This window comes from Bradyrhizobium sp. USDA 4503 (assembly GCF_054055815.1).
Genome location: NZ_JBSRXS010000001.1, coordinates 813,030 through 825,243, shown reverse-complemented (window position 1 = coordinate 825,243; position 12,214 = coordinate 813,030). Strand labels below are relative to the sequence as shown.

Here is a 12,214-nt window from a genome sequence, read left to right as displayed (position 1 = left end):
AATCCCGGGACTCCGGGTTCGGTCCTTCGGACCGCCCCGGAATGACGGCAATTGGGCCTACACCCCGCCGGGATAGTTCGGGGCTTCGCGCGTGATGGTGACGTCGTGGACGTGGCTCTCGCGCAGGCCGGCGCCGGTGATGCGGACGAATTCGGCCTTGTCGTGGAAATCCCTGATGTCCTTGGCGCCGACATAGCCCATCGCCGCCCTGAGCCCGCCGGCGAGCTGGTGCATCACATTGCCGACCGGGCCCTTGTAGGGCACCTGACCCTCGATGCCTTCGGGGACGAGCTTCAGCGTGTCCTTGATGTCCTGCTGGAAGTAGCGGTCGGCCGAGCCGCGCGCCATCGCGCCGACCGAGCCCATGCCGCGATAGGCCTTGTAGGAGCGGCCCTGCCACAGGAAGACTTCGCCCGGCGTCTCGTCGGTGCCGGCGAGCAGCGAGCCGACCATGGCGATGTCGGCACCGGCGGCGAGCGCCTTGGCGAGGTCGCCGGAATATTTGATGCCGCCGTCGGCGATCACGGGCACGTCGGCCTTCTTCGCCGCGGCCACCGCGTCCATGATCGCGGTGAGCTGCGGCACGCCGACGCCGGCGACGATGCGCGTGGTGCAGATCGAGCCCGGGCCGATGCCGACCTTGATGCAGTCCGCGCCGGCATCGATCAGCGCCTGCGCGCCGCCCTCGGTCGCGACGTTGCCGGCCACCACCTGCACCGCGTTGGAGAGCCGCTTGATGCGGTTGACGGCGTTGAGCACGTGGCGCGAATGGCCGTGCGCGGTATCGACCACGACGACGTCGACGCCGGCATCGATCAGCCGCTCGGTGCGTTCATAGCCGGTCTCGCCGACCGTGGTGGCGGCGGCGACGCGCAGGCGGCCGTGCTCGTCCTTGCAGGCGAGCGGATGGGCGACCGCCTTCTCGATGTCCTTGACGGTGATCAAGCCGACGCAGCGATACTGGTCGTCGACGACGAGCAGCTTCTCGATGCGATGCTTGTGCAGCATCCGCTTCGCCTCGTCCTGGCCGACGCCCTCGCGCACCGTGACGAGGTTCTCGTGCGTCATCAGCTCCGAGACCTTTTGCCGGGGATCGCTGGCGAAGCGCACGTCGCGGTTGGTCAGGATGCCGACCAGCTTGCCCGGCACGTTCTTGGCGGCACCGGTGACGACCGGAATGCCCGAGATGCCGTTCTCCTTCATCAGGGTCAGCGCATCGGCCAGGGTGGCGTCGGGGCCGATGGTCAGCGGATTGACCACCATGCCGGACTCGAACTTCTTGACCTGCCGCACCTGCGCGGCCTGGCCTTCCGGATCGAAGTTGCGGTGGATGACGCCGAGACCGCCGGCCTGCGCCATCGCGATCGCCATGCGCGCCTCGGTGACGGTGTCCATCGCGGACGCCATGATCGGGATGTTGAGCGAGATTGCGCGGGTGACGCGCGAGCGAATATCGACTTCCGAGGGGAGCACGTCGGACAAACCGGGCTTCAGCAGCACATCGTCGAACGTGAAGGCTTCGCGGATAGCCGGAAATCCCGTGGCCATTGCCAACTCCTTTATCTGCGGCCCAGCCGCGATGGTCTTACGGATGAACGCCGCCTGCGGCGACGCTCGCTGCGTCACCGTCGAATCGGCGCCCATCAGTGGGGTTGACGCTGGTCGATAGCATGGCGGCATGACGAATCAAAGTGTTTGCCAGCCATGCACAGGCCTTTTTAGGGGGCCGGTTCAGGGCGCCCGGTAACCCGGCGGCGGGCCATGGCGGCGGATCGCCTCGACCATTTCGCGATGGCGCCGGTCCTCGCGCTTCATGTGGACCGCGATCACGGCATGGGCCGACGGCACCAGCAGCAACACGTGGAAAAACAGCCCGAAAACCGCGCAAAACACGATCAGGACCAGATTAAAGATGGCCGAAAACGGCTGTCCGTTCAGGAGCAGTCCGATCGGCGGCAAGAGGGCGGCAAGGACGTAGATCACGGCGAACCTTTGGACACGGGCGGATGCATACCAGCGTCACGCAGGATTTAGGGCGTTTGGCCGGTTCCGCAATAGCGTGGCCGAGGGCAGGATGATATGGCCCGCTCGCCCGCCTTTTCAGCACAGCTGTCCTGTTTTGATGAACAAGCAACGCCTGATCCCGCTCATCGTGGCCACCGCCCTGTTCATGGAGAACATGGACTCCACGGTGATCGCGACCTCGCTGCCGGCGATCGCCGCCGATATCGGCACCAGCCCGCTGACGCTGAAACTGGCGATCACCTCCTACCTGCTGTCGCTCGCGGTGTTCATCCCGGCGAGCGGCTGGACCGCGGACCGCTTCGGCGCCCGCATCGTGTTTGCCGGCGCCGTCGGCGTGTTCATGCTGGGCTCGATCGGCTGCGCACTGTCGTCCTCGGTGACCGATTTCGTGTTCGCCCGCATCCTGCAGGGCCTCGGCGGGGCGATGATGACCCCGGTCGGTAGGCTGGTGCTGCTGCGCTCGGTCGACAAGAGTGCGCTGGTCAACGCGATGGCCTGGGTGACGGTCCCGGCGCTGATCGGCCCGGTGATCGGGCCGCCGCTCGGCGGCTTCATCACCACCTATTTCTCCTGGCACTGGATCTTCCTGATCAACATCCCGATCGGGCTGCTCGGCATCTTTCTGGCGCTGAAATACATCGACCCGATCAAGAGCGAGGATCCCGAGCGCTTCGATCTCGTGGGACTGGTGCTGGCCGGGATCGGCCTCGCCGGCATCGCCTTCGGGCTGTCGGTGGCCGGGCTCAATCTGCTGCCGTGGCCGATCGTCGCCGCGCTGGTCGGGGTCGGCACGGTATCGATGACGCTTTACGTCATCCACGCGCGGCGAACCGGCTCGCCGGTGCTCGATTTCGGCTTGCTGCGGCTGCCGACCATGCGCGCGTCGATCGTCGGCGGCTTCATGTTCCGGCTCGGCATCGGCGCGCTACCGTTCCTGCTGCCGCTGTTGATGCAGGTCGGCTTCGGCCTGTCGCCGTTCCAGTCCGGTCTCGTCACCTTTGCGTCGGCGGTCGGCGCCATGGGGATGAAGACGCTGGCGGCGCGCATCATCCGCGCCTTCGGCTTCCGCAACATGATGACCGTCAACGCGGTGGTCAGTTCGGCCTTCCTCGCCGCCTGCGCCTTGTTCACAATCTCGACGCCGCTGATGCTGATCTTCACCATCCTGGTGGTCGGCGGCTTCTTCCGCTCGCTGCAATTCACCGCGATCAACACCGTGGCCTATGCCGAGGTCGAGGCGCCGCAGATGAGCCGGGCCACCACTCTGGTCAGCGTCAACCAGCAGCTCGCGGTGTCCGCCGGCGTCGCGGTCGGCGCGTTCTCGGTTGAAACCACGCTGGCGCTGCATCACCAGACCGAACTCTCCGCCGACGTGTTCGCGCCCGCCTTCATCGTGGTATCGTTGATCTCGGCGGCCTCGGCCTGGTTCTTCTGGCAGATGCCGGCTGAGGCCGGCAACGAGATCGCCGGCCGCAAGGCGATCGACATCTCGAGCCGCAAGGGCGCCGAGAAGCGCGCCGCGACCGAAGCCGTCAAGGTCGCGACCGAGGACACCCAGAACGCGCGCGATCAACGCCTCGGCTAGTCGATCGAACGAGCCGTTCCCGAGGCACGGACACCGCGAGTCGCCGTCAGGGTCACGACCAGACCATCAGGGGTGGCCGGTCATTCCGCCTGGCTGTTTTCGATCCGGACGTTCGATCAGTTCGTATGTGGGAACGTGGGTCGCTTCCAGCCACGATTCCAGCGCAGCTCCGCAGACCGTGCAGATCGCATCACCCGTATGCGGCACCAAGAACTTCTCTTCGGTGCGTCTGTACTCGGCGCCGCAATTGCATTGAACAATGGTCGCCATGTGGGAAATATGCGCTTGCGTCGGCCGATTTTCTAGTCCGGCGCGAAACGGCCCCGGTGCGCGAAACCTGACGCTGCATCAAGGCCGCCAACCCGTGGGGGGTTTTCTCCCGGTGGGCTTGGGGGGCATTGGCCGGGAGCAAAGGAGTCGACTCCGGCCACGCACGGAGGTTCCAACCGTTCGCACCTAAATGTTGTTGCTGCGCCGCTTCGCCATTGCGAGCGGAGCGAAGCAATCCAGCCGTCCGCATACGCAGAACGCTGGATTGCGTCGTCGCTACGCCCCGCGCGATGACGGCTGCGGCTGTCCGCGAAATCCCGTCGCCAGCACATAGCGCTCCGACGAATCCTGCCGGCTGGCGGCCGGCTTGACGTGGCGGACGGTGGCGAAATCGCGCTTCAGCTGCGCCACCAGCTCGGCGTCGGCGCCGCTCTGGAACACCTTTGCCAGGAACGTGCCGCCGGGATTGAGCACTTCGCCGGCGAAATGCGCGGCGGTCTCGACCAGGCCGATGATGCGGAGCTGATCGGTCTTGCGATGGCCGGTGGTGTTGGCGGCCATGTCGGACATCACAATGTCAGCGCGGCCGCCCATCATCGCGATCAGTTTTTCCGGCGCGTCGTGGTCGAGGAAGTCGAGCTGCGCGAAGGTGACGCCGGGAATCTCGCCCATCTCCAGCAGATCGATCGCGACCACCTTGCCCTTGCCGTCGACAGCACCGGTCCGCTTGGCCGCAATCTGGCTCCAGCCGCCGGGCGCCGCGCCGAGGTCGACCACGGTCATGCCCGGCTTGAGCAGACGGTATTTGTCGTCGATCTCGAGCAGCTTGAAAGCTGCGCGGGAGCGGTAGCCCATCGCCTTGGCCTTGGCGACATAGGGATCGTTGAGCTGGCGCTCGAGCCAGAGTTTTGACGAAAGCTTGCGCTTGCCGCCGCTCTTGACCGTGACGTGCAGCCGCCCGGTGGTGTCTTTCGCCATACTGCTTCTCTACTCCCTCGCCCCGCTCTTGCGGGGAAAGGGTTGGGGTGAGGGAATGTTTCCGCAATGAAGATGAGAGATGCGCTCGTGAAGAGTTCCCCTCACCCGGATTGCATTGACATGCAATCCGGCCTCTCCCCGCAAGCGGGGCGAGGCAAGAGAAGCTCTAGCACGCCCGCAGCGCGCCGTCCTCGCGCATCATCTCGACCAGCATGCCCTCGCGCAGGCCGCGATCGGCAACGCGGAGCCGCGGCATCGGGAACGCGTTGCGAATCGCATCCAGGATCGCGCAGCCGGCGAGCACCAGATCGGCGCGCTCGACGCTGATGCAGTTGTTGTTGACGCGCGCCTCATAGCTCATGCCGAGCAGCTTCTGGATCGTCGCGGTGACGTCGCAATCGTTCATCCAGATGCCGTCGATGCGGCGGCGGTCGTAGCGCGACAGATTGAGGAACACGCCGGCGAGCGTGGTCACGGTGCCGGAGGTGCCGAGCATGTGCATGTCGCGCAGATCCTTGCCGTGCTCGGCCGCGAACGGCGCGACGTGCCGCGCAACCTCATCGATCATTCGCGCATACATATCCCTGGTGACGTTCTTGCCGCCGAAATGCTCGGCCAGCGTGACGACGCCGAGCGGGATCGACATCCACGCCTTGATGCGTGGCGCCGCGTCGGGCGCGTTGGGGTCGCGCTCGATCCGCACCAGTTCGGTCGAGCCGCCGCCGATATCGAACAGGATGGCGCCCCGCCCCTTCGGATCGAGCAGCGGCGAGCAGCCGATCACGGCGAGCGTCGCCTCGGTCTCACGATCGATCACCTCGAGCTTGATGCCGGTTTCGGCCGCCACCCGCGCGCGGAAGCTCTCGGCATTGCCGGCGGCACGGCAGGCCTCGGTGGCGATCAGGCGAAGCCGGCGCGCCTTGCGATAGCGAATCTTGTCGCTGCAGATGGCCAGTGCGGCAATCGCCCGCTCAATCGCGGCCTCGCTGATCGAGCCCGTGGCGGCGATGCCCTCGCCGAGCCTGATGATCCGCGAGAATGAATCGACCACGCGGAACCCGTCGCCGGTGGGACAGGCGATCAACAGCCGGCAATTGTTGGTGCCAAGGTCCAGCGCGGCGTAGACGCCACTTTCCGCCGCTGCCGCAACCAACCCTGGCGGGGCTTCGCTGGCCGGGGGGCCGTCGCAAAGCCGCACATGGTCGTTCATCAAAACTGTCTTTCCGCGGGACCCCAAGGGATCCGTAGGATCCTTTAGGCCCGCCGAATAATTATCGTTCACGGAAACTTTAGCAGCGTCAAAGCCCTACGCAAACTCCGTTCACATTGGGTCCATGCCCAATCGGGCGTTGTCGTTAAGGGGGGTGTGCGTTATCTCCTCAGCGCCCCCAAACTCCAGCAAATCCGGGCATTTCAGGTCATTTTCGATGCAAGATCAAACGCCGCCTGCCTCCCTCGAAAACGCTATCGCACTGCAAAAATACGGTGTCGGACAGCCTGTTCGACGAAAGGAGGACGACACCCTGGTGCGCGGCAAGGGCAAATACACCGACGATTTCTCGCTGCCCGGCCAGGCCTATTGCTGGATGGTTCGCTCCTCGCATGCCCATGGAATCATCAAGGGCATCGAGACGGCGGCCGCCAAGGCGATGCCGGGCGTGCTCGGGGTCTGGACCGGCGCCGACCTTGCGGCCGCCGGCTACAACCCCTTCACCTGCGGCCTGCCGCTGAAGAACCGTGACGGCTCCCCGCTCAAGCAGACCAACCGTCCCGCGCTGGTGACCGACAAGGTGCGCTTCGTCGGCGATCCCGTCGCCTTCGTGGTCGCGGAGACCGCGGCGCAGGCGCGCGATGCCGCCGAGGCCGTCGAGGTCGATATCGAGCCGCTGCCCGCGGTGACCGACGCGGCCGAAGCCGCCAGGCCCGGCGCGCCGCAGCTCTATGACGACATCCCCGATAACGTCGCGCTCGACTATCACTATGGCGACACCGCCAAGATCGAGGCGGCGTTCGCCGGCGCGGCGCACGTCACCAAGCTCGACATCGTCAACACCCGCGTCGCCGTGGTCTCGATGGAGCCGCGCGTCGCCCTCGCCCACTACGACAAGAAAACCGAACGCTTCACGCTGCAGGTGCCGACCCAGGGCGTCTCCGGCAACAAGGCGATCCTGGCACGCCTGCTCAACGTGCCCGCCGACAAGGTCCGCATCCTCACCGGCAATGTCGGCGGCTCGTTCGGGATGAAGAACCTCAACTATCCCGAATACACCTGCATCGCGCATGCTGCGCGTGAACTGGGCCGTCCGGTGAAGTGGCTGGACGAGCGCTCGACCAGCTTCCTCTCCGACAGCCAGGGCCGCGCGCAGCTGATCCATGCCGAGCTCGCGCTCGATGCCGACGGCAAGTTCCTCGCGGTGCGGCTGTCCGGCTACGGCAATCTCGGCGCCTACATCACCGGCGTCGCGCCGGGCCCGCTGTCGCTCAACACCGGCAAGAACCTCGCCAGCGTCTATCGCACGCCGCTGCTCGGCGTCGACATCAAGACGGTCCTGACCAACACCACGCTGATGGGCGCCTATCGCGGCGCCGGCCGGCCCGAGGCCAATTACTACATGGAGCGGCTGATCGATGCGGCCGCCGACGAGATGGGCATCAACCGCTTCACGCTGCGCAAGCGCAACTTCATCAAGCCGTCGCAGCTGCCGTTCCCGGCGGCGTCCGGCGTCACCTATGACAGCGGCGATTTCGCCGGTGTGTTCCAGAAGGCGCTGGAGATCTCCGACTATGAGAACTTCGCCAAGCGCAAGAAGGAGAGCAAGAAGAGCGGCAAGCTGCGCGGTATCGCCGTCGGCTCCTATCTCGAGGTCACCGCGCCGCCGAGCGGCGAGCTCGGCAAGATCAGCTTCGAGCCCGATGGCTCGGTGAAGCTCACCACCGGCACGCTGGATTACGGCCAGGGCCACGCCACGCCGTTCGCGCAGGTGCTGTCTGACCGGCTCGGCGTGCCCTTCGAGAAGATCACCCTCGAACAGAGTGACAGCGATCTGGTGCGCTTCGGCAACGGCACCGGCGGCTCGCGCTCGATCACCGCAACGGGGCAAGCGATCGTCGAGGCCTCGGCGCTCGTCGTCGAGAAGGGCAAGAAGGCGGCCGCGCACATGCTGGAGGCCTCCGAGGCCGACATCGAATTCGGCGCCGGCCGCTTCACCATCGCCGGCACCGACCGCTCGATCGGCATCATGGAGCTCGCCGAGCGGATGCGCGCCGGCAGGATGCCGGAAGGCACGCCGGAGACGCTCGACGTCGATCACGCCACCAAGGAGACGGCGTCGACCTTCCCGAACGGCTGCCACGTCGCCGAGGTCGAGATCGATCCGGACACCGGCGTGACGCGGATCGTGCGCTACTCCGCGGTCAACGATTTCGGCGTCGTGGTCAATCCGATGATCGTCGCGGGCCAGCTGCACGGCGGCGTCGCGCAGGGCATCGGCCAGGCGCTGATGGAGGAAATCAGCTACGACGCCTCCGGCCAGCCGATCACCGGCTCATTCATGGACTATGCGCTGCCGCGCGCCGGCGACGTGCCGTCGATGCTGGTCGGCGATCATCCCTCGCCGGCGAAATCCAACCCGCTCGGCACCAAGGGCTGCGGCGAGGCCGGCTGCGCCGGCAGCCTCGTCTGCATCGTCAACGCCGTGGTCGACGCGCTGTCAGAGTACGGCATCAAGCATATCAACATGCCGCTGACGCCGGAACGCGTCTGGCGCGCGATCCAGGACGCCAAGGCGAGCGTGGCATAAGGGCCCTCCTGCTCCCTCGCCCCGCTCTTGCGGGGAGAGGGCTGGGGTGAGGGGCTCCATCCGGCGAGCAAGGTCGTTGTAACTGGAATTGTGCCTTGCCCCTCACCCGGATCGCATCTGCGATGCGATCCGACCTCTCCCCGTGAAGAACGGGGAGAGGTGGAAAGTTACGCCGCGGCCTGCTCGCGCGGCTGGGTGATCGCGATGTGCCAGCAATGCGCGAGCGGCACACCGTTGCCGAGCACCAGCGCGTCGAGCTCGACGAAGCGGTGGCCCTTCTTGTCGTAATTGCCCGTCACCTTGGCGCGCGCGGTCAGCTCGTCGCCGATCTTGCCCGCCGACAGCAGCTGCATGCGGGTGCCGACATGGATCCAGGGCCCGAGGATCGCATTGTCGACCAGGACCTTGTTCATCACCCGCGGCAGCAGGCCGGGATGGCCGAGACCTTCGCGCAGGTAGATCGGGTCGGTCTCCCTGATATCGGCGAGATACTCCTTCGCGGCATCGCCCGACCAGTCGCGCGGGATGGTGCCGAGCCACTTGCCCTCTTCATAGGACGAGGCGCTGACCGGCTTGCGCTCGGCGACCGCGGCGACCTGCTTGTAGTCATCGAGCACGAATTTCGGCGCGGATGCCGGCAGCGACGCGGTGCCGGTGGCGCAGAGCTCGCCGCGGCTGTGGAGCTCGATCGTCAGCCCATTGCCGGTCTCCTGTCCGGTCAATTCCGCGATCTCGCCGTCATAGACCGGCTTCATGAAGCGCGCCTCGATCAGGCCGCGCGCGAGGAAATCGCGGCCCCATTTCTCGACCGGCAGATGCATCATGTAGGCCATCACGTCGACGCCTGGCACCAGTCCGCCGGAAAAGCCGAACTTCCGCGCCACCGTGTCGTCGTGGATCTTGTTCTCCGACAGTTTCGAGGTGTTGTACGCCGAGACGCGGTAGGTCAGCGAAGCCGTCTTCGAATCCATGGGGTTTCCCCTTATTTCCGTTGTTTTTCTCAGGCAATCGTAGTCGAACCGGTCAGCCTGACAAGCCTCTCGTTTTGCTCGCAATTTTCCGTCCGATGGAGTACACGCAGGCCGCGCCTGCCAACCCTGGAATCGATGACTGAAACCCCTGCTCCCACCCGCATCTATGTCGACGCCGACGCCTGCCCGGTGAAGGACGAGATCTATCGCGTCGCGATCCGGCTCGGCGTGCCCGTCAGCGTGGTCGCGGGCAATTTCATCCGCGTGCCGCAGGATCCGCTGATCGAGCGCATTGCCGCCGGTTCCGGCATGGATGCCGCCGACGACTGGATCGCGGAACGCGCGCATGAAGGCGACGTGGTGGTCACGGCGGACATTCCGCTGGCGAGCCGCTGCGTCAAGGCCGGCGCCGATGTGATCGCGCCGAACGGCAAGCCGTTCACCGAACAGTCGATCGGCATGACGCTTGCGGTGCGCAATCTGATGACCGATCTGCGCTCGTCGGGCGAGATCACCGGCGGGCCGAAATCATATTCGCCGCGCGACCGCTCGACCTTCCTGTCGACGCTCGACCAGACCATCCGCCGTATCCAGCGCCGCCGCGCCGAGCAGGCGCAGGCGAGCGAGCAGGGTTAGCGCAATGGCTCCGCCTCCTCTCATTCAGCTCAAGGACATCAGCCTGACCTTCGGCGGCACGCCGCTGCTGACGGGCGTCGAGCTCTCGGTCTCCGCCGGCGAGCGCGTCTGCCTGATCGGCCGCAACGGCTCCGGCAAGTCGACCCTGCTGCGGATCGCGGCCGGCCTGGTCGAGCCTGACGCCGGCAGCCGCTTCGTACAGCCCGGCGCCACCATCCGCTATCTGCCGCAAGAGCCGGATTTCGGCGAGCACAACACGACGCTCGCCTATGTCGAGGCCGGCCTCGGCCCCGGCGACGACCACTACCAGGCCCGCTATCTGCTTGAGCAGCTCGGCCTCAGCGGCGAGGAAGATCCCGCGCTTGTCTCCGGCGGCGAGGCGCGCCGCGCGGCGCTGGCGCGCGTGCTGGCGCCCTCGCCCGATATCCTGCTGCTCGACGAGCCGACCAACCATCTCGACCTGCCGACCATCGAATGGCTCGAGGGCGAACTGGAAAGCCGGCGCTGCGCGCTGGTGCTGATCAGCCACGACCGCCGCTTCCTCACCAATCTGTCGCGCACCACGGCCTGGCTCGACCGCGGCCAGATCCGGCAGATCGAGCGCGGCTTCGGCGCCTTCGAGGCGTGGCGCGACGAGGTGCTGGCCGAGGAAGAGCGCGAGCAGCACAAGCTCGACCGCAAGATCGTCAACGAGGAGCACTGGCTGCGCTACGGCGTCTCCGGTCGCCGCAAGCGCAACGTCAAGCGGCTCGGCAATCTCTTTGCGCTGCGCGACCAGCGCCGCAACTATCGCGGCGCCACCGGCAATGCCACGCTCGCCGCCGCCGAAGCCGAGAAGTCCGGCCGCCTGGTGATCGAGGCCAAGAACATCGCGAAGGCGTTCGGCGAGCGCAAGATCGTCGACGGCTTCTCGACCCGGATCCAGCGCGGCGACCGGCTCGGTATCGTCGGCCCGAACGGCGCCGGCAAGACCACATTGGTGCATCTGTTGATCGGCAACGATCCGCCCGACTCCGGTTCGGTGCGACTCGGGGCCAATATCGAGATGGCAACCCTCGACCAGCACCGCGAGAGCCTCGACCCGAAGCTGACGCTGGCTGAAGCCTTGACCGGCGGCCGCGGCGACCACGTCATGGTCGGCGACAAGTCGAAGCACGTCATCGGCTACATGAAGGATTTCCTGTTCGCGCAGGAGCAGCGCGGCACGCCGCTGGAAGCGCTCTCCGGCGGCGAGCGCGGCCGCCTGATGCTGGCGCGCGCGCTGGCCAAGCCGTCGAACCTCTTGATCCTGGACGAGCCGACCAACGACCTCGATCTCGAAACCCTCGACGTGCTCGAGGACATGCTCGGCGATTACGAAGGCACGGTGATCCTGATCAGCCACGACCGCGACTTCCTCGACCGCGTCGTGACGTCGGTGATCGTGCCCGAGGGCCAGGGCCGCTGGATCGAATATGCCGGCGGCTATTCCGACATGCTGACGCAGCGCGGCGCCGACGTGAAGCGCGAGACGGTGAAGGCGGATACCGCGACCGAAGAGAAGAAGGAAGCCAGGGCGGCAGCGCCCGAGGCAGCACCGCGGCGCCGGCTGAGCTTCAACGAGAAACACGCGCTGGAAACCTTGCCGAAGACCATCGACAAGCTGCACAACGAGATCGCCAAGCAGCAGAAGCTGCTCGACGATCCCGATCTCTATACGAAGGATCGCAAGAAATTCGACGCCGCCTCGGCCGCGATCGCAAAGGCGCAGCAAGAGCTCGCTGCCGCCGAGGACCGCTGGCTCGAGTTAGAGGTGCTGCGCGAAGAGATCGAGCAGGCATGAACACAATGATTCTTGCCGTCATTGCGAGGAGCGGAGCGACGAAGCAATCCATGCATCTGCAAACGCGGACAGATGGATTGCTTCGCTCCGCTCGCAATGACGGAAACTCTGCATTGGAGCCACCCCG

The 12,214-nt window shown here is 66.1% G+C and carries 10 protein-coding genes; 4 read left to right on the top strand and 6 right to left on the bottom strand.

Going from position 1 to position 12,214, the window contains the following annotated elements:
• Window positions 1-57: 57 nt before the first annotated feature.
• Window positions 58-1,548, bottom strand: a complete 1,491-nt coding sequence (gene guaB / locus ACVMIH_RS03870; protein WP_028335041.1) for an IMP dehydrogenase — start codon at window positions 1,546-1,548, stop codon at window positions 58-60.
• 183 nt (window positions 1,549-1,731) lie between these two features.
• Window positions 1,732-1,983 (bottom strand): hypothetical protein, encoded by a 252-nt coding sequence (locus ACVMIH_RS03865; RefSeq protein ID WP_018271177.1) that lies wholly within the window; start codon window positions 1,981-1,983, stop codon window positions 1,732-1,734.
• 139 nt (window positions 1,984-2,122) lie between these two features.
• Here ACVMIH_RS03865 and ACVMIH_RS03860 point away from each other — a divergent pair, with 139 nt between their 5' ends.
• Window positions 2,123-3,610, top strand: coding sequence for a DHA2 family efflux MFS transporter permease subunit (locus ACVMIH_RS03860; RefSeq protein WP_028344675.1), 1,488 nt, complete (start codon window positions 2,123-2,125; stop codon window positions 3,608-3,610).
• 66 nt (window positions 3,611-3,676) lie between these two features.
• On the opposite strand, the gene ACVMIH_RS03855 is transcribed toward ACVMIH_RS03860, so the two are convergent.
• The 3 genes from ACVMIH_RS03855 to ACVMIH_RS03845 form a co-directional block, all read right to left on the bottom strand.
• Window positions 3,677-3,880, bottom strand: coding sequence for a hypothetical protein (locus tag ACVMIH_RS03855; RefSeq protein ID WP_310882397.1), 204 nt, complete (start codon window positions 3,878-3,880; stop codon window positions 3,677-3,679).
• A 276-nt stretch (window positions 3,881-4,156) separates the two neighbouring features.
• On the bottom strand, window positions 4,157-4,858 hold the full coding sequence (locus ACVMIH_RS03850) for an RlmE family RNA methyltransferase (RefSeq protein WP_057019775.1): 702 nt from the start codon (window positions 4,856-4,858) through the stop codon (window positions 4,157-4,159).
• Window positions 4,859-5,024: 166 nt separating this feature from the next.
• Window positions 5,025-6,068 carry a Ppx/GppA phosphatase family protein gene (locus ACVMIH_RS03845; protein WP_082653981.1) on the bottom strand — a complete coding sequence of 348 codons (1,044 nt, stop codon included), beginning with the start codon at window positions 6,066-6,068 and terminating at the stop codon, window positions 5,025-5,027.
• Between the two features lie 217 nt (window positions 6,069-6,285).
• Here ACVMIH_RS03845 and ACVMIH_RS03840 point away from each other — a divergent pair, with 217 nt between their 5' ends.
• Window positions 6,286-8,658, top strand: coding sequence for a xanthine dehydrogenase family protein molybdopterin-binding subunit (locus tag ACVMIH_RS03840; RefSeq protein WP_456860796.1), 2,373 nt, complete (start codon window positions 6,286-6,288; stop codon window positions 8,656-8,658).
• A gap of 167 nt (window positions 8,659-8,825) precedes the next feature.
• Here the strand turns inward: ACVMIH_RS03840 and ACVMIH_RS03835 are convergent, their stop codons facing one another.
• The gene (locus ACVMIH_RS03835; RefSeq protein ID WP_456827444.1) at window positions 8,826-9,629 is read right to left on the bottom strand and encodes a hypothetical protein; all 804 of its coding nucleotides are present in this window, start codon (window positions 9,627-9,629) and stop codon (window positions 8,826-8,828) included.
• A gap of 135 nt (window positions 9,630-9,764) precedes the next feature.
• On the opposite strand from ACVMIH_RS03835, the gene ACVMIH_RS03830 reads away from it, so the two are divergent.
• Both ACVMIH_RS03830 and ACVMIH_RS03825 read left to right on the top strand, forming a co-directional pair.
• Complete coding sequence (locus tag ACVMIH_RS03830) at window positions 9,765-10,265, top strand: YaiI/YqxD family protein (protein WP_456827443.1); 501 nt, start codon at window positions 9,765-9,767, stop codon at window positions 10,263-10,265.
• Between the two features lie 4 nt (window positions 10,266-10,269).
• The gene (locus ACVMIH_RS03825) at window positions 10,270-12,087 is read left to right on the top strand and encodes an ABC-F family ATP-binding cassette domain-containing protein (RefSeq protein ID WP_456860793.1); all 1,818 of its coding nucleotides are present in this window, start codon (window positions 10,270-10,272) and stop codon (window positions 12,085-12,087) included.
• Window positions 12,088-12,214: the final 127 nt, after the last annotated feature.

Bases quoted from the DNA above. Each gene is read 5' to 3' on its own strand.
- ACVMIH_RS03835 (WP_456827444.1), bottom strand. From the start codon at position 9,629: ATGGATTCGAAGACGGCTTCGCTGACCTACCGCGTCTCGGCGTACAAC.
- ACVMIH_RS03845 (WP_082653981.1), bottom strand. From the start codon at position 6,068: ATGAACGACCATGTGCGGCTTTGCGACGGCCCCCCGGCCAGCGAAGCC.
- ACVMIH_RS03840 (WP_456860796.1), top strand. From the start codon at position 6,286: ATGCAAGATCAAACGCCGCCTGCCTCCCTCGAAAACGCTATCGCACTG.
- ACVMIH_RS03855 (WP_310882397.1), bottom strand. From the start codon at position 3,880: ATGGCGACCATTGTTCAATGCAATTGCGGCGCCGAGTACAGACGCACC.
- ACVMIH_RS03850 (WP_057019775.1), bottom strand. From the start codon at position 4,858: ATGGCGAAAGACACCACCGGGCGGCTGCACGTCACGGTCAAGAGCGGC.
- ACVMIH_RS03830 (WP_456827443.1), top strand. From the start codon at position 9,765: ATGACTGAAACCCCTGCTCCCACCCGCATCTATGTCGACGCCGACGCC.
- ACVMIH_RS03860 (WP_028344675.1), top strand. From the start codon at position 2,123: ATGAACAAGCAACGCCTGATCCCGCTCATCGTGGCCACCGCCCTGTTC.
- guaB (WP_028335041.1), bottom strand. From the start codon at position 1,548: ATGGCCACGGGATTTCCGGCTATCCGCGAAGCCTTCACGTTCGACGAT.
- ACVMIH_RS03825 (WP_456860793.1), top strand. From the start codon at position 10,270: ATGGCTCCGCCTCCTCTCATTCAGCTCAAGGACATCAGCCTGACCTTC.